General features: G+C 41.6%; 25 protein-coding genes. All 25 read right to left on the bottom strand.

Annotation, left to right across the window (positions count from 1 at the left end; translation table 11 throughout):
• Positions 1-8: 8 nt before the first annotated feature.
• The 25 genes from AN619_RS11300 to AN619_RS11420 all read right to left on the bottom strand — a co-directional run bounded on the left by AN619_RS11300 (position 9) and on the right by AN619_RS11420 (position 20,688).
• The gene (locus tag AN619_RS11300; protein ID WP_068557049.1) at positions 9-2,567 is read right to left on the bottom strand and encodes a phage tail protein; all 2,559 of its coding nucleotides are present in this window, start codon (positions 2,565-2,567) and stop codon (positions 9-11) included.
• 214 nt (positions 2,568-2,781) lie between these two features.
• The gene (locus AN619_RS11305) at positions 2,782-3,165 is read right to left on the bottom strand and encodes a hypothetical protein (protein WP_009052880.1); all 384 of its coding nucleotides are present in this window, start codon (positions 3,163-3,165) and stop codon (positions 2,782-2,784) included.
• Between the two features lie 12 nt (positions 3,166-3,177).
• Positions 3,178-3,780 carry a major tail protein gene (locus tag AN619_RS11310; RefSeq protein WP_009052881.1) on the bottom strand — a complete coding sequence of 201 codons (603 nt, stop codon included), beginning with the start codon at positions 3,778-3,780 and terminating at the stop codon, positions 3,178-3,180.
• A 3-nt stretch (positions 3,781-3,783) separates the two neighbouring features.
• A complete protein-coding gene (locus AN619_RS11315; protein WP_068557051.1) occupies positions 3,784-4,137 on the bottom strand; it encodes a hypothetical protein in 354 nt (117 codons plus the stop codon).
• Positions 4,134-4,565: an HK97 gp10 family phage protein gene (locus AN619_RS11320; protein WP_068557053.1), complete on the bottom strand. Its 432-nt coding sequence runs from the start codon at positions 4,563-4,565 to the stop codon at positions 4,134-4,136. Before AN619_RS11320 ends, AN619_RS11315 begins: the two co-directional genes overlap by 4 nt.
• Positions 4,558-4,893 (bottom strand): head-tail adaptor protein, encoded by a 336-nt coding sequence (locus AN619_RS11325; protein WP_012268680.1) that lies wholly within the window; start codon positions 4,891-4,893, stop codon positions 4,558-4,560. Before AN619_RS11325 ends, AN619_RS11320 begins: the two co-directional genes overlap by 8 nt.
• A gap of 3 nt (positions 4,894-4,896) precedes the next feature.
• Entirely contained in the window at positions 4,897-5,205 is a 309-nt protein-coding gene (locus AN619_RS11330) for a head-tail connector protein (protein ID WP_009052885.1), read from the bottom strand.
• A gap of 19 nt (positions 5,206-5,224) precedes the next feature.
• Positions 5,225-5,443 carry a hypothetical protein gene (locus AN619_RS11335; RefSeq protein ID WP_012268679.1) on the bottom strand — a complete coding sequence of 73 codons (219 nt, stop codon included), beginning with the start codon at positions 5,441-5,443 and terminating at the stop codon, positions 5,225-5,227.
• A gap of 15 nt (positions 5,444-5,458) precedes the next feature.
• A complete protein-coding gene (locus AN619_RS11340) occupies positions 5,459-6,658 on the bottom strand; it encodes a phage major capsid protein (protein ID WP_056975865.1) in 1,200 nt (399 codons plus the stop codon).
• A gap of 11 nt (positions 6,659-6,669) precedes the next feature.
• A complete protein-coding gene (locus tag AN619_RS11345; protein WP_009052888.1) occupies positions 6,670-7,350 on the bottom strand; it encodes a head maturation protease, ClpP-related in 681 nt (226 codons plus the stop codon).
• The gene (locus AN619_RS11350) at positions 7,347-8,603 is read right to left on the bottom strand and encodes a phage portal protein (RefSeq protein ID WP_097033517.1); all 1,257 of its coding nucleotides are present in this window, start codon (positions 8,601-8,603) and stop codon (positions 7,347-7,349) included. Before AN619_RS11350 ends, AN619_RS11345 begins: the two co-directional genes overlap by 4 nt.
• Before the next feature lie 18 nt (positions 8,604-8,621).
• On the bottom strand, positions 8,622-10,229 hold the full coding sequence (locus AN619_RS11355) for a terminase large subunit (RefSeq protein WP_456300647.1): 1,608 nt from the start codon (positions 10,227-10,229) through the stop codon (positions 8,622-8,624).
• A gap of 70 nt (positions 10,230-10,299) precedes the next feature.
• A complete protein-coding gene (locus AN619_RS11360) occupies positions 10,300-10,485 on the bottom strand; it encodes a DUF5049 domain-containing protein (RefSeq protein ID WP_068557055.1) in 186 nt (61 codons plus the stop codon).
• A complete protein-coding gene (locus tag AN619_RS11365; RefSeq protein WP_068557057.1) occupies positions 10,482-10,931 on the bottom strand; it encodes a gamma-glutamylcyclotransferase family protein in 450 nt (149 codons plus the stop codon). The genes AN619_RS11360 and AN619_RS11365 overlap by 4 nt, the downstream gene beginning before the upstream one ends.
• A gap of 37 nt (positions 10,932-10,968) precedes the next feature.
• On the bottom strand, positions 10,969-11,868 hold the full coding sequence (locus AN619_RS11370; protein WP_068557059.1) for an amidoligase family protein: 900 nt from the start codon (positions 11,866-11,868) through the stop codon (positions 10,969-10,971).
• A gap of 135 nt (positions 11,869-12,003) precedes the next feature.
• Positions 12,004-12,231, bottom strand: a complete 228-nt coding sequence (locus AN619_RS11375; RefSeq protein WP_068557061.1) for a DUF4314 domain-containing protein — start codon at positions 12,229-12,231, stop codon at positions 12,004-12,006.
• Positions 12,231-13,019: a virulence protein gene (locus AN619_RS11380; RefSeq protein WP_068557063.1), complete on the bottom strand. Its 789-nt coding sequence runs from the start codon at positions 13,017-13,019 to the stop codon at positions 12,231-12,233. Before AN619_RS11380 ends, AN619_RS11375 begins: the two co-directional genes overlap by 1 nt.
• A 100-nt stretch (positions 13,020-13,119) precedes the next feature.
• Positions 13,120-15,063, bottom strand: coding sequence for a DNA cytosine methyltransferase (locus tag AN619_RS11385; RefSeq protein WP_068557065.1), 1,944 nt, complete (start codon positions 15,061-15,063; stop codon positions 13,120-13,122).
• Positions 15,056-16,297 (bottom strand): site-specific DNA-methyltransferase, encoded by a 1,242-nt coding sequence (locus tag AN619_RS11390; protein WP_068557067.1) that lies wholly within the window; start codon positions 16,295-16,297, stop codon positions 15,056-15,058. Before AN619_RS11390 ends, AN619_RS11385 begins: the two co-directional genes overlap by 8 nt.
• On the bottom strand, positions 16,272-17,453 hold the full coding sequence (gene metK / locus AN619_RS11395) for a methionine adenosyltransferase (RefSeq protein ID WP_157064999.1): 1,182 nt from the start codon (positions 17,451-17,453) through the stop codon (positions 16,272-16,274). The genes AN619_RS11390 and metK overlap by 26 nt, the downstream gene beginning before the upstream one ends.
• A gap of 17 nt (positions 17,454-17,470) precedes the next feature.
• Positions 17,471-18,022: a P27 family phage terminase small subunit gene (locus tag AN619_RS11400; protein WP_021400959.1), complete on the bottom strand. Its 552-nt coding sequence runs from the start codon at positions 18,020-18,022 to the stop codon at positions 17,471-17,473.
• A 112-nt stretch (positions 18,023-18,134) separates the two neighbouring features.
• Complete coding sequence (locus tag AN619_RS11405; RefSeq protein WP_068557071.1) at positions 18,135-18,494, bottom strand: HNH endonuclease; 360 nt, start codon at positions 18,492-18,494, stop codon at positions 18,135-18,137.
• A 119-nt stretch (positions 18,495-18,613) separates the two neighbouring features.
• Positions 18,614-19,072, bottom strand: coding sequence for a hypothetical protein (locus AN619_RS11410; protein WP_009052901.1), 459 nt, complete (start codon positions 19,070-19,072; stop codon positions 18,614-18,616).
• 4 nt (positions 19,073-19,076) lie between these two features.
• Positions 19,077-20,426 carry a DEAD/DEAH box helicase gene (locus AN619_RS11415; RefSeq protein WP_068557073.1) on the bottom strand — a complete coding sequence of 450 codons (1,350 nt, stop codon included), beginning with the start codon at positions 20,424-20,426 and terminating at the stop codon, positions 19,077-19,079.
• The gene (locus AN619_RS11420) at positions 20,407-20,688 is read right to left on the bottom strand and encodes a VRR-NUC domain-containing protein (protein ID WP_046058020.1); all 282 of its coding nucleotides are present in this window, start codon (positions 20,686-20,688) and stop codon (positions 20,407-20,409) included. The genes AN619_RS11415 and AN619_RS11420 overlap by 20 nt, the downstream gene beginning before the upstream one ends.
• Positions 20,689-20,760: the final 72 nt, after the last annotated feature.

A 20,760-nucleotide genomic window follows, 5' to 3' on the forward strand; every position in this document is an offset into this window, starting at 1 on the left:
GCCCTCCTTTATGCAGTTATAAATCTTCCTTGAGCTCGTGATCCTGTTTGCATTAAATTATATAGCTCCTGTGAAATCTTCCGAATGTCGTCCTCACTTCGAACAATCATCTGCTGTATCGTAATTAATGAACCTTCAAAAGTTCCATAGCTGCTACTAATGCCAGCTCCATTCATATTCAGATTGGAGTTGATGTCAAAATCAGTTGGGATGGCATTTTGCATATCTTGACTAACACTATTCATTGCTTTTTCAAAACCAACCCCAATACCCTCTCCAAGGTTTTCACCTATACCAGCAAATAATGTAGATGGTGAATGAATGCCAAAGAAATTTTTTATTTTATCGACAACACCACCAAAAAAGCCTGAAATTTTATCCCAAAGCCAGGCTCCAGCATCTGAGATACCCTGCCATAATCCTTTGATCAAATTGGTTCCAACCTGAGCCATTTGCCAAATTGAGCCTGTAAACCCTTTAACCAGTGCTGTAATAATTTGAGGTACAGCTTTTACAACCTCTACAATAATCGTTGGAAGGTTCTTAATCAGTGAAACTAACAGCATGATCCCCGCCTGAATAATCTGAGGTATGCTGCCAATAATAGCATTCACAAGAGAGGACACAATCTTTGGTATAACAGTAATAACAGTCGAAATGATCTGTGGAAGATTTTGAACCAGTGCTACTAACAATTGCACTCCGGCATCAATAAACTGCGGAATTGAGCCCAAAATCGCTGTTATTAGCCCGTCGACAATTTGCGGAATTGCTTCTACAATTACTGTGATGATTTCTGGTAAAGCTGAAATTAAAGATGTTAGAAGTTGAATACCCGCTTCGATTATTTGAGGTATTGCACCAATAATAAAATCTACTATCCCAGTAATAATGACCGGCAATGCTGCAATCAACACTGGAAGAGCATCCAAAATACCCTGAGTTAGTCCAAGTACAAGCTGAAGTGCCGCCTCTAGGATCATTGGTAGGTTATCCAAAAGTGCCTGCACAATTTGTATCACTGCTGATACCGCAGCCGGAATTAACTGTGGCAGTGCTTCTGCAATTCCACTGACAATAGTTCCGATCATTTGTACTCCTGCCGTAACAAGTGCTGGTAAAGTTTCAATGATTCCATTGACTAATGTCATCAGTAGTATGACAGCCGCCTCTGTTATCTTCGGTAATGCAGAGGTAAGTCCTTGAACTAGAGAAATAATTATTTGAGAAGCAATATCCACTACAATTGGCAACTGCTCAGAAATAAATTGAACTGCTTCTTCTAAGATTCCACCAAAAGCATCAATTAAGCCTTGAACACCATCTTTCTCAAAGGCTTGAGATAATTCATCAATCCAACCATTAACCATCGGAAGAACAGTTCCAGAAAGCATGGTTGTTAACCCTTCAGCAAGCTGCCCCTTTAACGAAGCAACTCCATCCTCAAGAGTTGCCATTTGCCCAGAAAAAGTTTTGGATTGTGCTTCCATTGAACCATAGAAACGCCCACCTTCTGATGTTGCTGATGCAAATGCCTCCGCAACCATGTCTGCTGAAATTGCCCCTTTTGACATTTCCTCCTTGAGTTCACCGATGGATTTTCCTGTCTTACGTGAAATTTCCTCTAATGGGTTAAAGCCTGCATTAATCATTTGCATTAGGTCTTGCCCTGTTAACTTACCGGTTGAGGACATCTGTGCAAATGCTAAAGTTAAACTTTTGAATTTTTCGGCATCCCCCTGAGATATATCACCCAACTGTTTCATTCTTATTTGAGCTTCTTCTGCAGACATTCCAAAGCTCATAAGAGTTTGGGCTGATTGAGCAAGATCTTGCATTCCAAATGGAGTAGCTGCTGCTTCCTTTTTCAGATCATTAACTAACTTCTGTGCTTTTGCCTCATCGCCCAGCATGGTAGTAAACGATGCAGTATAACTTTCCATTTGAGCGTTGTATTCAACGCCATCCTTCATCGAACCCACAAATGCTTTTCCTATTCCCGCAATAGCCGAGCCTAATGCTTTTACTCCACCGATTATGGCATCTGATAGCAGATTTGCTTTAAGTACATCTCCCAAAACAGAGGTTTTCTTAGTGGCATCATCCATTTCATGGCCAACATCATCAACATTATCAGCAAGTTCGTCGGCTGCATCAGCAGCATCTTCCATGTTGTCAGCACTTTCATCTGTAGCATCGGAATGATCACGCAAACTCTTATTGTTATTTTCAAGTTCTCGTTCCATACCATTGAGCTCAGCCAAAGCTTTATTTAATTGAATCTGCCAATTTTGAGTTCTACGATCATTTTCTCCGAAAGAAGTGGAGGCATTATCTAGTGCAGATCGTAGTGTCTCTATCTTTTCTTTTTGTGCATCGATCGTTTTTTCTAATATTTCATTACGCGCTGTTAAGGCTTGGATGGACTTATCATTTTTATCAAACTGGGAGCTGATTAGAGCCATCTCACTACCTAAGACTTTAAATGCCTGGTTAATATCACGAAGTGCATTTTTAAATTCCTTTTCGCCTTCCACTCCGATTTTTAAACCGAAATTATCTGCCAAGATTACCTCCTCCTTTCGTTGAAAAATCAAATCCCATAAGGAATAATGTCATCGATATAAAGTTCCCGCTTCGGTTTTGACATCCCAAGGAACTGCTTATGACACTCCCATAAATCCATAAGCAAGCCAATAGGTGTAAGCCATGTTTCCTCTTCAGTGCGATTTAAATGAACAGTTCCGTAATATAAAAGCCGGGTAAAGAGTTCATTCTCATTTACCCGGTTTGCACGTTTTTTGAGTCATCTTCAGACTCAATATTCCTTTTTGTTCCCTTGAACATAGCTTCTGTTAGAGCACTCTTATATGTCGCTAGTTCCAAAGGAGAAGTAAGAAGCTCAACTTCTTCTTGAGTAAGAAGCGGCTTTTTGTTATCTGGATTTCGCAGGTTATGAATGAGCAGGCTCTGATTGGCCATTAAAGTTATCAGCCAGACTATTTCATCCAGTGCCATTTCGAAGTTCTCAGACTTCATCAATTTTTCACCCAAATTTTCAAGGCCACCATATCTACCCGCAATTTCTTTCGTGGCTTTAGTAGTAAGAATAAGTTCATACTCCTGCCCGCCAATATTAATCATTGCACTTCGTTCCTTATCCATTTCAATTCCCCCTTACTCTCCAATTCCACTAGAAGCTGCGAATGTGGGCTCATACACTTCGTTGAACCAGCTATTAATAACCGTTGAAGTTACCCCTTCATCACCCTCGTTAACTTCCGCCTTCCATGGATGCTTACCTTGACCATCTAGCTTATTTCTTCGAAGCACTGTTCCTTCGATAGTTGGGGTTGAAAAAGTGATACTATCGCCTTTTGTCGCTAAGTTTGTTGCAGGAATTCCAAACTTCACACGATACAGCCAAAAGTATCGGTATTTACCGTTTGCTTTTTGTGCTCTGAAGCCAATCGCAACTGGAGCTCCACCATCCTCACTGGTTGAGATGAGCACATGATTGTCATCAATGGTAGCTCCTGTTAAATCTCCGGCAGCTGCTACACCTATATCATCAATACCGAGTGTAAGGGTACCGCTTTTAAATTCTTTTACAATCTCAGCAGCACCATCATCTGCATAAAGAGTTGCCTCAGCAAGCTCAACGGAAAGTTCTGCACTGATTGCTTTTGCCAGCGGTTTCGGTGTTTCATAGGTTTCATCACCGTTTATGTCTTCAGTGATTTTTGCATAATAAAGCCTATCAAGACCTATCGTAGCCATTTCTTATTCCTCCATTTCCAATTGAAATTCATATGATTTAGCCACATCTATGGCATAATGGTGATAATCGGTATCATCCTCATGTCCAATGTACCGACGGTCCGTTATCGTAAAATCCGCACCCAAAAGAGTGCGGACAATTGCATTTTTTATAGCTGTATAACTACCTTTAACAAATAAGGAAAGTCTGGCTTCCTGTACTTCATATCCCGGTGTGTTATCCGCATGAACCTCAAACAAATCAATAAGAGGTGTAATCACAAGATAAGTATCAGGAGGAACACCAGAAAACCGTCCTGTCTCTACTGGAATATTGCACATATCTGCAATGAATTTGAGTTCATTTAATATACTCATAAGTTTTCTACCTCCTGCTCAAACCTTTTCTTCATAGCGTCAATACATGCTTTTCTTGACGCACTTCTTGCAGGCTTTAAAAATGGTTTTGGTGGCTGACCTGATTTTCCATATTCAATAATATTGGCTATCTTGGCATTACTTTCGCCATTTCTTCGTGGCTCCTTGAAACCCACCTTCACGTTAAAATTTCCATTCCTATCTACTTTTGCCGGAGACAGTCCCAGGGAATTGACAAGCTCACCAGTAGACCGACTTTTCTCTTTTGTTCCACTACCAACTAAAGCTTTCAAATTTGACATTACCTTTTCTAAAACAATTTCTCCGCCTGACTCAAGTACTTTTGGAATAATTTCATCCGTCTTTTCTCCCAGTCTTGATAGTTTTAGAAGGAACTCCTCAGGCATTTTAACTTGTACTTTAGCCACTTGACCCCACCACCTTTTTTGCCAAAACTTCAATATACATGCCTCTGCCTTTTACATCTTCAACATTTGTAATCTCATAACGACCATCACTACACACAATCACCGTATTGGTAGACACCTCAACATCAGGTATCTTACGAAAGCAAAACAGAGCAGTCGCTTCAGAAAATACTGCTCGATTGGCCCATTTTTCATTACCATGACGTTCTTCTTTATAAGCACGAACAGAAGCAAGGATGATATCCTTAGATTTACCGAAACCTTCACTGTCTCTCGTTGTTTCAACGGATATGATATCAATAAAGGTGTTCATCTTACCAAAACTCATACTCTACACCTTCCAATCTCGGTCAAGTCTAAGCAGTAAATTTACAGTGTTCCAAACTTGTTGGCTTGCCTGGACGTTATCAGCAAAAAAGCCGCCAGTACTGCCATCTCGACTTTCATAGAAGTGAGATGATAACATGATGACGGCTTGCTCTGTAGTTGGTGGCATTTCATTTTCAGAATAATGTCCTTCTGGTAGATGCTGATAACTCTCGGCATAAGCGATAGCGGTGTTGATATACATTTGAAGAAGCTCATCATCGCGTTCATGCTCGAGAATTAAGTTAGCTTTTACTTTTTCAAATAGAGTCATAACCGTCACCATCCTTTTTTTAAGGCGTATCCGCAGTCATGATTCCTGCGGCTTTAAGCTTACTTAGTAAGGCATTAAAGTCTGTCACCAAAGCTTCTACAGTTTCCGCAGTACTTGCTGGTTGATTATCAAGAACAGGGAGCCCAGTTACTTTGGCTCCCTCTTCAATTACAAGCTCTCCACCTATAACTGTCTTTTCCCCGCCTTGTTCGGTGTAGTTCTTTGCGTTATAGCTCATCATTTACACCTCCCATTAAGCCTTCTGCTGAAGAACTTTGATGGCTTCAGGTAAGATAAGCTTTCCATCTACACGCTGGCTCGCAAGGAAACCAACCTGCCCTGTGGTTGCAAAAAGCTCGTTTAAACGTTTGAAAGAACGTCCCTGTCTATCGGCAATCCAATAATATCCGAAATCACCGAAGGCAATAGTTTTAGCTCCAGCTTCAATAGTAGGAGCATAAGCTGAAGTATAAACCGGACGATTTAATAAAGTATCTGGAGTACCTGCTGTTAAAGAAGGTTGCCACAGATATTGACCTTGACCGTCTTTCAGCTTACGGATTGCCTTTACTGTTGCATCATTCATCAGGAATACCGCGTTCTTTCTATATGGCGCTTTTAATGAGTAAACAAGATCGATAATCTCATCTGCAGTAATAGCAGTTGCAGACCCTGCTGTCACTCCAAGCTGTGCTCCGCCTGTTGCGTTGAAAATACCAGTAGGTTTTCCATCTCCGTCTCCAACTAAAAAAGCTTCTTCTTCCTTAGCACCGATTCTACGGGCAAATTCAGTGGAGATATAATTCTCCAGATCAAATACACTGTCATTGAGAAGTTCATCAGAAACTTTAATCATTGTACCCAGCTTGTAAGCACCAATAGATGTCTGACCGAATACAGAATCACTCTCATCAAACTCCTCACCTTCGTCAAGCCAAGCAGCTGTGCCTTTGGTCACCACAACCGGGATTTTACGATCACCACTTGAAGTTTGAATAATCTTTGCAAGTTTACGGAATACATTCTCTTCCTCAAGAGTTTGAACCAAGGTGCGCTCAAATTCATCAGGAACAAGGTATCCTCCCTCAGAATCAGTGCCTACAGATAAGGCGTTTAACACATCATGACGAGGGTTTTTGCTACGCATTACGTTCCAGAATGCTTTCCTATATTCATCACTGGCTCTTCCGGTCTTTGTATCCATCCCTGGAACAGCTGGCTTTCCAGTAAGAGGCATATTTACTGGCTTATTAAGCTCTGCTTCAAGAGCCTCTTGACGTTCCAATCTTGCTATTTCCTTACCGAGATTAATAATGTCTTCTTCCATTTTGTCATAGGTTGCTGCATCTTCTGCGGATACAAGCCCATCACTACCACGCTTTGAATCAAGAAATGCCTTTGCTGCTTCCCATGCTTTTGCGCGTTTTTCACGCAGTTCAAGAATTTTACTCATTTTTATTCCTCCTAATATTTCAATAAATTAAGCCGCTCATAAAGCGGCTCTACTGACTGTTTTACAACTGGTTTTTGAAGTTTATTCATTAGTGAATTGGTCACTGCTCTTCTGCTGAATACAAAGCTGTCTTGTAGTGAACTCTCTCCTGGTTTGAACATAATGTCATCTGCAAAACCAAGCTCAACTGCCTTATTGGCGTTTAGCCAGGTTTCAGCATCCATCAGGTGCGACAACCTTGTTCTAGATAAGCCGGTTTTAAGCTCATATGCATTGATGATGCTCTCTTTCACTTCATCAAGCATTTGGATTGCTTTTTGCATCTCCTCACTATCGCCAATAGCTATGGTAAAGGGATTATGGATCATCATCAGTGAGGTAGGAGACATTAAGACTTCCGTCCCTGCCATAGCGATGACAGAAGCAGCTGATGCAGCAATACCGTCAATCTTTACAGTGACGTTTCCTTTATAATCCATTAGCATGTTGTATATCTGAGATGCTGCAATACAATCACCACCAGGAGAGTTAATCCAAACTACTATGTCTCCTTCACCACTCATTAGCTCTTCTCTAAAAGCAGCTGGGGTAACATCATCCTCAAACCAACTCTCCTCGGCAATTGCACCGTTTAGATAGAGGGTTCGTGTCTGTGTATCTGTGTCGCGAACCCAATTCCAAAATTTCTTCATTCAGGTTTTCCCTCCAATCCTTCTTTATTTGCGAAAATACCCGCATCTTCAAGTTTGGTCATATTGCCATTGATTAGATATAAATCTCCTCCAAGCTCTGGTGGGATTCGATCAAGGTTCTCAAGCTCCCTAATATCATTGGCACTCATCCAGCCGTTCTGTCTCGCGGTTGCATACCCATTCATTCGAGAAACATAATCACCTCGAAGCAGTCCATCTACATTGAACTTGGCAAAATAAAGTTTCTTTTCATCTGGCCTTAAAAGTGCTCGGCTGATGGTCTGCTCCCAACGAATCACCCAAGGATCTAATGTGTATTTCACAAACTCCAGTGACTGTTGCTCAATATTAGAAAAGCTCGATTTTTCCAAGTCTCCTACCATATGTGGAGGTACGCGGAAAATTCGAGCGATTTCATTAATCTGAAATTTTCTTGTTTCTAAGAACTGAGCTTGTTCTGGTGAGATACCAATAGGCTGATACTTCATTCCTTCTTCAAGCACCGCTACACGATGAGAGTTACTGCTTCCCTGATAGGCTGCATTCCAACTATCCCGTACTTTTTGAGGGTCTTTAATGGTACCTGGATGCTCAAGTACCCCTCCTGGAGCAGCTCCGTTAGCAAAGAATTTAGCTCCATATTCCTCACAAGCAATTGCCATACCTATAGCATTCTTAGCCATTGCAATCGGCGAATAGCCCACTAGTCCATCAAAGCCTAAGCCAGGTATATGAAATACATCACTTGGTCTAAGTGTGACTGTCATACCTTTCATCGTAGGTGCTTCATCAGAATACTTAGTATAAGTATAATAAAGAGCGCCACTGGAATCCCGATCCACCGACATTCGATTAGGCATTAACGGATATAGTGCTATGACTTCGCCTTTGCCATTTCGAATAATTTGTGCATAGGCATTACCCCATAATAAAAGATGAGTCATTAACGTTTCTCGGAAAACGAAAGAACTCATCTCTGGATTCGGCTCATCATGTAATAAAAAATACAGTGGATGAGAAAGTGCTTTCTCCTTACCACCGCTATCAGTGTATTTATATAGGTGTAGGGGGAGCCCTGCCACAGCCTCTGCAAGTATTCTTACGCATGAATAGACCGCTGTCATTTGCATTGCTGTATGTTCGTTTACAGGCTTACCGCTGGTTGTTCCACCAAAAAAGAAGCTGTAATTGCTTCCTGTGGTTCGATTTTGCGGCTTATCACGTGCTTTGAAAATATTAGAAAACAATCCCATCTGCATCACTCTCCTTTGCTACAAAATAAGAAGCCCTCGACCGTCATAAACAGAGTTACCTGTTCCACCTTTGCGGATTGCTCGGTCAAGAGCCATAATGGTAGCGACTGCTCCATCTATTCTTTCAGTTGATTTTTCTTTATCCGGCTTGATATTCCCAGCAGGATCAGTACGTATAAAGATGTTATCCATCATCCATCGCAAAACCGGATGTCCACCATGGGCCAGTTTCTCCTCTAAGGTAAGCTTCATTAATTCCTTTGTAGGTGGACTCATATCTTTAAAACCTTGACCGAAAGGAACTACTGTAAACCCAAGGTTCTCTAAGTTTTGTGTCATCTGTACAGCTCCCCACCGGTCAAAAGCAATTTCTCGAATGTTGTACTTTAAGCCCAGCTCTTCGATAAAGTTTTCGATGTAACCATAATGCACCACGTTTCCTTCAGTGGTGTGTAAGAACCCCTGCTTCTCCCATACGTCATAGGGAACATGATCACGCTTTACCCTTTGGTCCATGTTATCTTCTGGAATCCAGAAAAAAGGGAGGATGATATATTTATCTCCCTCATACTCAGGAGGGAATACAAGAACAAATGCTGTTATATCGGTTGTAGAGGATAAGTCCAAACCACCATAACACACACGCCCTGTAAGACTTTCTGGGTTTACAGTAAAAGCACATTTATCCCACTTTTCCATAGGCATCCAACGTATCGACTGTTTAACCCATTGATTCAAACGAAGCTGCCTGAATAGGTTCTCTTCGGCTGGGTTTTGCTTTGCGCTTTCACAAGCAATCTGTATCTTTTCAATGTCCACTGTAATACCCAGAGAGGGGTTGGCTTTCGCCCATACCTTTGGATCTGTCCAGTCATCATCTTCGTCAGCACCGTAAATGACAGGATAGAATGTAGGGTCAACCTTTCGCCCTTCCAGGATATCTTTGGCCTTTTGATGCACCTCGTAGCAAATGGAATGGGTGTCATTCCCAGCAGTTGTGATTAAGAAATACAGTGGTTGTTTTCTGGCATCACCGGAACCATGAGTCATGACATCGAAAAGCTGTCTATTTGGCTGAGCATGAAGTTCGTCAAATACCACACCATGCACATTTAGTCCATGCTTGGTATATGCCTCTGCAGATAAAACTTGATAGAAACTACCTAGAGGTTTATAAACAAGTCGTTTTTGCGATAGTACCGGTTTAATTCTTGCTTTCAGAGCTGGGCATTGTTCTACCATATCAACTGCTACATCAAAAACAATGGAAGCTTGCTGTCTGTCAGATGCACATCCATATACTTCACCACCATGCTCAAAATCACCACAAGTAAGGAGCAAGGCAACCGCTGCTGCAAGTTCAGATTTTCCTTGCTTTTTAGCAATTTCTATATAGGCAGTATTAAATTGACGGTAGCCATTCGGCTTTATAATCCCAAACACATCGCGGATAATCTGTTCCTGCCAGTCTATAAGTTCAAATGGCTGCCCATACCATTCTCCCTTCGTATGTTTTAAGCAATTAATAAAAGACACCGCAATGTCTGCAGCGTCCTTATCATATACCGAACCATCCGCCTTAAAGATGGTCGGCTTATATTTTTTTAGTTTACGTATGGACGCCACCTCCTTATGGATACGAAAAAAGGAACCCCCTAAGAGTTCCTTAATATTTTATATAGTTGATTAGGCTATTTTATTTTGTTTTGTCTTCCCCTGTCAGAATAAAATGGACATATGCTTCTTTATTCTTTTCAAGGTAATCTACTAGCTTACTATAGCCTTCTCTTAAAGCAATGCTAGTCACAATCGGGATATCAAACATATTTGTTTCACCTGAATCTCGAATGGCAAGTATTTGTTTTTTTATGGTTTGGTTCATTCATTATCCTCCTCAAAAGAATCCGCTACCGCCTTACGCAGAATCTCTACATCAAAACCTGCACTTTTATAGCCATCTAGAATGGTGCTATAATAATAACAGCTTGGCTGGCCTAATGGCCTTCCTTCATTCATGATGTAGACCATAGCCTGCACAGTTTTACCATTCAATCTCACTTTAATGGTTTCTTTACGATATAAAAATGGCCATCCTTCATAGCGGTCAAGAGCCGCTTCATCTGCCGGTGTGATATCCCAGACTAACACTGGAACGCTTTCGCCTTTGAAAGGCTCTATGGTTGCCACTGCTCCCGCATGTGATCCTCTAAAAAGCAGCCGATAACCTTTTATTTTACTTGCCCCAACTACCTTGGCTGTGGGGCATCTGGTTGCCATTTGCTCCAGATTAAGATTAGAACCATAGGCAAGATATAGTTTGTTACTCATTGTTTTCCTCCTTCCTAGCTTAGGACCTTAGGGCAGCTCAGGCCGCCCGAAACCGCCAAGCTGCAGAACCTGAAAGTGCTGCTGTTAAATGCTCTCTGCAGTTTTTGAACTCTTCTCCTATAAACCCAATACGGTTTAGGTAGGTTCTCATGGCAAACTTTTCATTTTCTACTTGAGGCTTCTTCGCAGAGGCAAATTTTTGCGTTAAAGCTTGGTTGTTTAAAGCTAAGGCAAGAACAATGTAGCTTCTGATCTTGCCTGCGTGCAGCTCGCTATTAAAGCCTCTAAGCTCAACCGTATGATTCCCAGTAAAAAAGCTATGTAGATTAAGGAAATGGTATCTACTATTGTGGTAATGTGTACCCCTGCTTTCGCTGTAGCCTTCGTACCAAATGTCCTCAATCTGCCTCATGGTCGTTGGCTTTTTGTGGTTCATCTTCTCAACTAAAATGCTATCCATCTTCTTGCAGTAGCGCATTCGCTCTGGTGCAATCTGTAGTGCTTTATAAAAAAGATCGTTTTTACTTGCAATAATATTTACAAAGTTTCGGATGCTTCTTGGTGTATGGTTGGAGCCATCTAAATGAATGTGAATTCCACAAGAAGTGTTTGTAAAGGCTCCAGCCTTTCGAAGCTTTCTTACTAGCTCCTGCAAAGTTTCAATGTCCTCACGATAGGTTAGGATTGGGCTAACCAGCTCAACGCTATAATCTCTACCTGCAGCTACTTTTCTTCCACCTTCTTTTCTTTGGCAGTTGATGCTCCCATCGTACACAAACTTCCACACGCGACCATCTGGAGTTTTTACCTTCTTGGTATCATAGTAAGTCCCGCCTTCACTGTAAATGCCTTGCAAAAACTCTGCGGCGACTCTAGCTGCCCTTTCCCTTGTAATCCCAGTAAATTCAATCTCAATCCCGAATTTTGCACTTAACATCGTGTCTCGCTCCTTTTAAAGTGTGTTTGTCCTTTCGGCATGTACATATATCACTCTAAAAGGCTTATATAGCAAGACAATTCTGCAATATAAATCCACATATTTACTGCCATATTGGACTTAAAATGTGTGTTTTTATTCTTCAATTTTCTTGCATAAATCCTCTCCAAAGACCACTCCAAGAGAACTGCCTGAATCCCAACTGACGTGGATAGTTCCCATATCATCAACACTAGTAACCGTTCCTTTATCTCCTGGCTGAAGCTTGGTATAAGGGTCATTCATCTTAAGTAGCATGACACGAGTTCCTGGAGTGTAATAGCTTCTAAGATGCTTTAGCATTTCTGGATGAATGATATTCATTATTCACTCACCTCCTCATGCTTGGCACTTCCGCTTTTGAAGGCAGAGCTACCCGACAGTTTGGAGAGGAGAATTTTTCGTTCTGTTTTGTATTCTGACCCGATAAAGCCAAGTCTTAGAAGGAAACAACGGAAAGCGTACTTTTCATTCTCCACTGATTTCTCGGTCGAGTTGACGCGGGTCTGCTTCTTTGCCATTTCACAAAGTGCTGTTACAAAGTGGGTATAAGCCTTAACCTCCTCTGCGGAGCACTCACTCTGGAACCAAGGGAAGGTTATAAATTCCTCATTTATGATAATGGGAATAGAATCAGTATCAAGTGCTTTCTTTATAAGGGTTTCTTTGCTTTCTACCAATCCTTTTAGGTTACCCAGTGCAGTTTCGCTAAAACCCTCCCTCGGCATTTGAATAATCAAACTAATAGCTTCTTCGGTTTCATTTGATTCGCTGTATACGGGAGGTTCTTCGTAATCACTATTTGGACTTTCCATACTCCCAAGAGCCGCTTCATTGGGAACTTGAATATTTTCAGGAACAGGCGCTGCTTCTGGAAGTGGTGTGTCATATTCTGCTGTAACCGCATTGAAGTCATAAAGGCCTAATAGATCATTAACCAGTTCAGAATTATCTGGCCCTCTGACTACCCCGTTTTTGTCAATGTTGTAGTCTGCCACTTCATATGCAAATGTAGGTGCTCCAAGATATCTTGCAGGAGTATTCAGTTTTTGGCTGATTGCGTTGACTAACTCTTTTCTTTTTGCTCCTGTGACATTATAGTTTATCTGCATTTTTATACCGCCTTTCTATTTTCGGTACATACATATATCACTCTAAAGGCTGTTAATATCAAGTCATTTAGGGCATCTTTCTGTAGAAAATACTGTTCCATTAATCGGCGGTATTCCGTGCAGATAACACAATGCCAGTCAGCACAAAACAGACGCATGGAAGTGCTACACCATTACCCCACATTTTGTACTCAGCTGAATCGGAATGGGGGTTGTTAAGCCATTTAATAATTTGCTTTCTTGTTTTCGGCTTGCTACTCTTACCCATGATTTTGCGATGGGTTTCCCAAACCTCCGTCCAGAATGAAATTTCATCTTCTGTAGGATTTTCCGTACCAAGGTCATCACACCAATCATCCGGGAAGCCTTGCAATCTTGCACATTCTGTTGGTGTAAGCCTTCGGACGATATAATTTGGCTCATCGTTTTTCTTGACTGTAATAAGCATATCGTTTGATGCATCCTGACCGTTAAAACCACTTGGATGTGCACCTGCAGAAATCGTACCGCTGACATTCTGATAAGGTTGTGCCACAGCCGATGGGCCTTGAGCATTTAAAGTTGACGCAACACTGTCTTCTGTTATCCCTAAATTTCTAGCAAAATTCTGTCCGCAGTTAAAGGTTTCACGATCAATTGCATACACAACACCATGTCGATCCACTGTATTAAGAGTAAAACTCATATTATCATTTATGCCAGCTCCTTGAGGACCGTTTTTATCCTGTCTTCCAATCATAGAGCCTTGAAGAGCAACTACAGCAATACCACCTTGATTACATCCCGGATTTCCACCATTAGCATCGATGGTTCGAGAAGTATCCGCTTCATATATACCGCTGTGAGGATTGCTTGACTGCATAGAGTTGCTCTTATCAGAACAGATGCCAAATGCAGTAGGCACAAAAACGGTCTGGTCATTGTTGCATCCAAGGGTCGCAGACTTATCATCTTGAATTAACGCACCTTTACCGCCACCTTCACACCCAGAACGAATTTTTAGGGTCTTTGGAGTCTCATTTAATGATACAGCCGCTGGTACGTCTCCTGCCCTTAACGTTGGTGAAATTTCCTCCTCATATCCAATACTACGACTATCCGATGAATGTTCTGTGCAGAATCCAGCAGTTGTTACAAAAGGTTGATTATTACCACCCTTCCCATATGTAGCGGATACAGTTGGTGCTACATCAACGGGGCCTTTGTATCGTGTATCTTGACTGTGGTTTTCAAACATTACACAGGGTGGATGATTTGCTTTTGCTCTAAGTGTTGCCGTCTTATCATCAAGCACATCGATGCGTTGTCCACCTTGATCGTTTAAGCATACAGTGCCTGTCTTTCTAGTGCAGTTTTTAGCATTTCCGGAAGTTCTTTGCCACGGGCTGCCGCTCGGCGTAAAATTCCTTGGCATGCCTTCGGACTCAAATAGTATTTCTGCGGCACTTCTGCCTGCAAAATCTGCGACAAGGTAGATTCTACGACGACGTTGGGGTACTCCGAAATATTGCGCATCGATAGTTCGGTAAGCCACACTCCATCCGTCTGCCATATAGATGTCAGCGTATGGCCATCGTCCTTTTTCAGGTAAAGGCACCGAGGTGTTCGGCTCTTTGACACCGATGATCGTTTCGAGGACTGCCCTAAAGTCCTCTCCTTTATTTGACGAGAATGCTCCGGGGACATTTTCCCAGACTGCATACCTTGGATATTGTCCATTGGTCTTACACCTCATTTCCTTGATAATTCGTATTGCTTCATAAAAAAGGACGGATTGTTCTCCGTCCAGACCCGCTCTTTTACCCGCCACACTCATATCTGTGCAGGGAGAGCCAAATGTTATGATATCTACAGGTGGAAGCTCCGCACCATTTAATTTGTTTATATCCCCATAATGCTTCATCTGAGGGATGCGTTTGGTCGTAACTCTTATAGGAAACGGCTCAATTTCAGATGCCCATAAAGGCTCAATGCCACAGAGCAGACCGCCTAGAGGAAAACCTCCGCTCCCATCAAAAAGGGAGCCGAGTCTCAATTTACTCATCTACATTCACCTCCGGCAGGTCACAATATCTTATTTTCGAACCATCTCTTAGGAGAAACACACTGTCTGATTTTCCAACTTGCTCAATATACCTTTTTACAATGACATCACAGTACTTTTCATCCAGTTCAATGGTGTAGCAGATTCTATCTGTCTGCTCACAGGCAATCAGTGTACTTCCTGAACCACCAAAAGGATCAAGCACGATGCTATTGGTAAGGCTAGAGTTCATAATGGGGTACGCAATTAAAGCAATAGGCTTCATAGTTGGATGATCTGCATTCTTCTTGGGTTTATCAAACTCCCATATGGTTGATTGCTTGCGATCTGAATACCAGAGATGATTACCCTTCTTTTTCCAACCAAATAGCACCGGTTCATGCTGCCACTGATAAGGGGATCTTCCAAGAACCAAGGACTGTTTCTTCCAAATGCAAGTACCGGAAAGATAAAAGCCTGCGTCAACAAAGGCTTTTCTAAAATTAAGTCCTTCTGTATCTGCATGGAATACATAAATAGAAGCGTCCTTTGCCATTACCGCTTCGGTATTTTGAAATGCCGCAAGCAGAAAATCATAGAACGCTTCGTTAGCCATGTTGTCATTTTTGATTTTTCCAGCAGTGCCTTCATAGTTAACATTATATGGAGGGTCCGTAACTACCAAATTAGCAGTTTTCCCATCCATCAAGACATCAAAGGTGTCTTTCTTTGTACTGTCTCCGCAGACTAATCGATGCTGTCCAAGTAGCCAAATATCCCCTAAATGCGAAACAGCGGACTTTTTTAGCTCGCTGTCTACATCGAAATCATCTTCTTTTATATTATCCTTAAGGGAATCCTTGAAAAGATCATCCAACTCTCCCGGGTCAAAACCGGTCAGAGATACATCAAAGTCTGAAGCATTAAGGTCTGTAATGAGAAGTGCTAATTTGTCTTTATCCCAATCTCCGCTTATTTTATTTAGTGCAATGTTCAGCGCCTTCTCCTTTTGCTCATCCATTTCAACAACTACGCATTCTATCTCATCCATGCCCATACTCAGCAGGATTTTCAAACGCTGATGACCTCCGATGACTCTGCCTGTGGTCTTATTCCATATTACGGGTTCTACATATCCAAACTCCTCAAGGGAGCGTTTAAGTTTCTCATATTCCGGATCACCCGGTTTTAAATCCTTCCTTGGGTTATATTCAGCGGGGATGAGTTGTTTAGTTTTTATCTTCTCTATCAACATACTTTTCCACCGCCTTTCTAAATTCACTATAGTTATTTACATCTTCCCACGGAAACAGACAACTATTAAAGTGCCCATAAACGGCTGTATCAGAGTAAATCACATTCCTTAGACGCAACTTCTCTATGATTGCTGCAGGTCTTAAATTGAAAACTTCCTGTGCAACAAGAGTTAATATTTCGTCAGAAACAATACCTGTGCCAAGGGTATTTATAGTAAAGGCTACAGGATTTGCCTTACCAATGGCATAGGAAATACTCACTTCACATTTCTTGGCATACCCACACCAAACGATATGTTTCGCAATATACCGAGCCATATAAGCACCGCTTCGGTCAACTTTTGTGGGATCTTTCCCACAAAGAGCACCACCCCCATGGGATGCAAGACCGCCATAAGTGTCCACCATGATCTTTCTTCCAGTTAAACCTGTATCTGCAGCAGGTCCACCTAATACAAACTGTCCAGATGGATTAATAAGAATTTCTGTTTCATCATCAAAAGGGAAATCCTCAAAACACTGCCATAACACATTATTTAGAATATCTGATTTTAACTCTTCCTGAGTTTTATTCTTTTCATGCTGAACTGACACTACAATGGTCTTAACTCTCACTGGAACATCATCATTATACTCAATGGTCACCTGTGCTTTTCCATCGGGAAGGATACCTTTAATAAGTTTACCTTTCCTTGCCTCATCTAGTCTCTTTACAATTCGATGAGATAAGACAAGGGGAAGGGGAAGCATTTCTCCTGTTTCCTTTGTAGCATAGCCATACACAGTTCCCTGGTCTCCAGCACCTATCGATCCATACTGTTCGTTTATCCCATTTCTTACTTCCAGTGCAGTATCCACGCCAGTTGCAATATCTACACTTTGTTTGTGTACAAATACATAAATCAAGAATTTAAGAGGGTTGTATCCAATCTCTTTAAGGACATTCCTAACAATGTGTCGGATGTCTATTTTCTCGCTGCAGGAGATCTCGCCCGCCACGATAATTTTTCCTTTAGTAGCCATAACCTCACAAGCTATGCGTGATGCTTTATCTTTTCTAAGACATGCATCTAAAATATTGTCAGCAATAATATCGCACAGTTTATCAGGATGCCCTGCACATACACTTTCTGCTGTTAAATATCTCTTACTCATTACACATCTCCTAATCTTTATTTGCCTCTACGGGCAGTCAACAGTCGTTCCATCACATCATCCTGTGGATTTGCACCAGAATACTCTGTCGCACAGTTTTCACGAACAATCTGATATATTTCCATCCAGAGTCTGTTGGTTTGACTCATAAAATTATGGCTCATGGAAACGTATGGACTTTGGATAGCGTTGCCAGTAGTTGGATGCTTAGCAAGAAAACCAAACTCACTTATTGCTTCCTCACACTGTATCCACCTAGCAGCACTCATGGCATATCTTTCTAATAGCTGTGGTAGAACTAGATGTGCACACCCTCGCTCCTCAAGCCATTTCCACGTAAGCTCATAAATTTCGCTAGCTACTAAGGTTTTACCATCCTTTTGTACTGCTGAAAGCATAGCCCTTGGCTGTGGCATCTCCTGCCCTTGAAGTTCTGCGGTATTTTTAAATTCAATAACTTCCAGTTTTCTTTTTCCGGGATTTCCCTCAGCAATTTTATCTATAAGTGCTTTCTTTTTCTGACCAGATCCAATACGGGCACCACCTCGATTTGTACCATCTTTGGCCATTAACTCACCTCATTTCTTATTAAGGGGGTATTACCCCGTTTGAAACTGCGACTTTTTGCACGAATCCCCACGCCCGTTGCACATTTAAATAGCTGTGGAGATATGACTCCCCCTACCGGGTTCCCCAACGGTCTCCATCTCTTGCTGTGATAGCTGAGTGACAAGGAGTACAAAGAGCCATTAGGTTGCTTTCATCGTGTGTCCCACCTCGTGCCAAGGGAAGGATATGGTGCACTTCAGTTGCTGGTGTCAGCTTTCCTTGTCTTTTACACTCTTCACATAGTGGATGGGCTGTAATGTAACGGTCACGTATTCTTTTCCATGCACGACCGTAACGCTTCCTCGTTTCAGGATCTCTCTGATATTTTTCATAACGAGAAGCTTCTTTTTTTGTATGCTCCGGACAAAAGCGTCCATCTGTCAGTTCCGGACAACCAGGATAAGAACATGGTCTTTTTGGTTTCTTTGGCATTTCGCACCTCCTTTGGACATACAAAAAGCCCCCGCGGTATTTCCACGAAGGCTCTCTACAATTTTTCACAATACCATTGTATTATGGATTTCTAATAAAATCGTCCATGATATTACTCATTACTTTCCATAGAGTAGTAGCGCAAGATGCTGAAGCGCTCGATTCTTTTTGTTGTATGCAGAAGAACGTTCAATATTGAAGTGATCACAAATGTTATACACTGCATCAATCTGCTTTTGTTCATCATCCAAATAAAACTCCTTTAACACATACTGCTCATCTTCTGTTAAAGCATCCCATGCCGGTTGAAACCAGTCCATGTATTCCAGTGCTTGACGATAACGTTCTTTCAATACATCAATTTCATTGATGCAGGCAATGAGCCTTTTCTCTCCAGCTTTTGGATCATGGGTCGATGGCATGCCATTGATAACTGGAGAAGCTGGGGAACTCATTTCTTCGTTGAGGGTTGCAATGTCCTCATCGGTATGTTCTATGATGTACTTCATACTGCTGTAATCTTTTAGGGCGTTAATTGCCGCTGCTCTTTTATCTAAATATTGCCAGACAATGTTCATTTTATCAGACCTCCTTTAGTGTGGCTTTAACCGCATCTATCAGTGCGGATTGAGTATTGTTTTTATCATTTAGGGCTTTCATTACACGTTCATCAATGGTGCCTTTGGAAATCAAGTGATGAATCACTACCGTTTCTTTTTGTCCTTGCCGCCAAAGACGGGCGTTGGTTTGCTGATAAAGCTCTAGACTCCAAGTTAGACTAAACCATACAAGAGTTGAACCTCCAGCTTGCAAGTTCAGTCCATGTCCTGCTGATGCTGGATGGATGACTGCAATGGGGATTTCTCCATCATTCCACCTCTTAATAGAATCGCTAGTGGATAATACCTCAACCTCAAAGCGCTTTTGTATTCGAGATAAATCATGCTTAAACCAATAAGCAATTAGAACTGGCTTGCCATTAGCGGCTTCGATTAAGTCTTCCAGTGCATCCAGCTTGCGGTCATGTATATGAAGGACTGTACCTTGGTCATCATAGACCGCTCCGTTTGCCATCTGCAGGAGTTTTCCCGAAAGAGCTGCTGCATTGGCTGCAGTAATTTCCTCGCCTTTAACCGTTGTAATTAAATCCCGCTTCATAGTGTCGAGGGTTTTCATTTCTTTTTCAGAAAGCTTTACATCCACTTCGTTTATAACCAGCTCCGGCAGCTTCAGGTAGTCTGTCCCTTTCATGCTAATAGTGATGTCAGATATTAGCCTATAAATTGCTTCTTCTGCTCCCGGTTTTGGCTTGTAGGAGAAGATCACTTGTTGATTACGTTTATCTGGTACAAAGTAATCCTCTCGATATCTGCCAATAAACCTGCCTAATCGCTGCCCCATATCTAATAAGCGATACTGTGCCCACAAATCCATCAATCCATTGGAGGATGGGGTTCCAGTAAGTCCTACTATCCTATTTACCTTTGGCCTGACTTTCATTAAACTTTTAAATCTCTTGGCTTGATGAGATTTAAAAGAGGACAGCTCATCAATTACCACCATATCAAAATCAAAGGTAATTCCACTTCTTGAAATTAGCCATTCCACATTTTCTCGATTGATAATGTAGACTTGAGCTCTTTTCATAAGGGCTGTTTTTCTCTGAACCTCCGAACCAACTGCTACGGTGTATTTAAGCCCCTTTAGGTGATCCCACTTTTCAATCTCTGCAGGCCATGTATCTCTCGCTACTCGAAGTGGTGCAATAACCAGAACCTTACGAACGAGAAAACTATCCAGTGTTAAATCAAAGATAGCAGTTAAGGTTATGACACTCTTACCTAATCCCATATCTAAGAGCACTGCTGCTATGGGATGATTGAGGATATACTCAGTGGCATAAACCTGATATTCATGAGGCTTGTATTTCACGAAGTATCCCTCCAATCTGTTCTATATGATCCAGGCAGAACACCAAAAAACCAAGTGCCTCTAACTGTCTTTTTCGCTTTTCTTGTAGGGGTCTTAAGGTTTTACCAGGTGCTTTAACCTCTACAAAAGCTAGCTTTCTATTAGGTAAAAGAATCAATCTGTCTGGCATTCCATCAAAACCTGGTGATGCAATTTTAAGTGCAATACCACCTATATCTTTCACTTCTTTTACCAGTTGCTGTTCAATCTTTTTTTCTCTCATATATCCTCCATGTTCCCTAAATCCAAAAAGTCTCTATACGCGCGTATATACGCGTTTGTAGGTAATTTCTTC

It is taken from the genome of Thermotalea metallivorans (assembly GCF_001562415.1).
GTDB classification, from domain to species: domain Bacteria; phylum Bacillota; class Clostridia; order Peptostreptococcales; family Thermotaleaceae; genus Thermotalea; species Thermotalea metallivorans.

Bases quoted from the DNA above. Each gene is read 5' to 3' on its own strand.
- AN619_RS11420 (WP_046058020.1), bottom strand. From the start codon at position 20,688: ATGAGAGAAAAAAAGATTGAACAGCAACTGGTAAAAGAAGTGAAAGAT.
- AN619_RS11390 (WP_068557067.1), bottom strand. From the start codon at position 16,297: ATGTTGATAGAGAAGATAAAAACTAAACAACTCATCCCCGCTGAATAT.
- AN619_RS11400 (WP_021400959.1), bottom strand. From the start codon at position 18,022: ATGGCCAAAGATGGTACAAATCGAGGTGGTGCCCGTATTGGATCTGGT.
- AN619_RS11380 (WP_068557063.1), bottom strand. From the start codon at position 13,019: ATGCAGATAAACTATAATGTCACAGGAGCAAAAAGAAAAGAGTTAGTC.
- AN619_RS11335 (WP_012268679.1), bottom strand. From the start codon at position 5,443: ATGAGCTATAACGCAAAGAACTACACCGAACAAGGCGGGGAAAAGACA.
- AN619_RS11350 (WP_097033517.1), bottom strand. From the start codon at position 8,603: ATGGGATTGTTTTCTAATATTTTCAAAGCACGTGATAAGCCGCAAAAT.
- AN619_RS11310 (WP_009052881.1), bottom strand. From the start codon at position 3,780: ATGGCTACGATAGGTCTTGATAGGCTTTATTATGCAAAAATCACTGAA.
- AN619_RS11375 (WP_068557061.1), bottom strand. From the start codon at position 12,231: ATGAATATCATTCATCCAGAAATGCTAAAGCATCTTAGAAGCTATTAC.
- AN619_RS11405 (WP_068557071.1), bottom strand. From the start codon at position 18,494: ATGCCAAAGAAACCAAAAAGACCATGTTCTTATCCTGGTTGTCCGGAA.
- AN619_RS11385 (WP_068557065.1), bottom strand. From the start codon at position 15,063: ATGAGTAAATTGAGACTCGGCTCCCTTTTTGATGGGAGCGGAGGTTTT.
- AN619_RS11330 (WP_009052885.1), bottom strand. From the start codon at position 5,205: ATGACTCTATTTGAAAAAGTAAAAGCTAACTTAATTCTCGAGCATGAA.
- AN619_RS11315 (WP_068557051.1), bottom strand. From the start codon at position 4,137: ATGAGTATATTAAATGAACTCAAATTCATTGCAGATATGTGCAATATT.
- AN619_RS11325 (WP_012268680.1), bottom strand. From the start codon at position 4,893: ATGAGTTTTGGTAAGATGAACACCTTTATTGATATCATATCCGTTGAA.
- AN619_RS11360 (WP_068557055.1), bottom strand. From the start codon at position 10,485: ATGAACCAAACCATAAAAAAACAAATACTTGCCATTCGAGATTCAGGT.
- AN619_RS11370 (WP_068557059.1), bottom strand. From the start codon at position 11,868: ATGTTAAGTGCAAAATTCGGGATTGAGATTGAATTTACTGGGATTACA.
- AN619_RS11340 (WP_056975865.1), bottom strand. From the start codon at position 6,658: ATGAGTAAAATTCTTGAACTGCGTGAAAAACGCGCAAAAGCATGGGAA.
- AN619_RS11365 (WP_068557057.1), bottom strand. From the start codon at position 10,931: ATGAGTAACAAACTATATCTTGCCTATGGTTCTAATCTTAATCTGGAG.
- AN619_RS11410 (WP_009052901.1), bottom strand. From the start codon at position 19,072: ATGAACATTGTCTGGCAATATTTAGATAAAAGAGCAGCGGCAATTAAC.
- metK (WP_157064999.1), bottom strand. From the start codon at position 17,453: ATGAGTAAGAGATATTTAACAGCAGAAAGTGTATGTGCAGGGCATCCT.
- AN619_RS11345 (WP_009052888.1), bottom strand. From the start codon at position 7,350: ATGAAGAAATTTTGGAATTGGGTTCGCGACACAGATACACAGACACGA.
- AN619_RS11305 (WP_009052880.1), bottom strand. From the start codon at position 3,165: ATGGATAAGGAACGAAGTGCAATGATTAATATTGGCGGGCAGGAGTAT.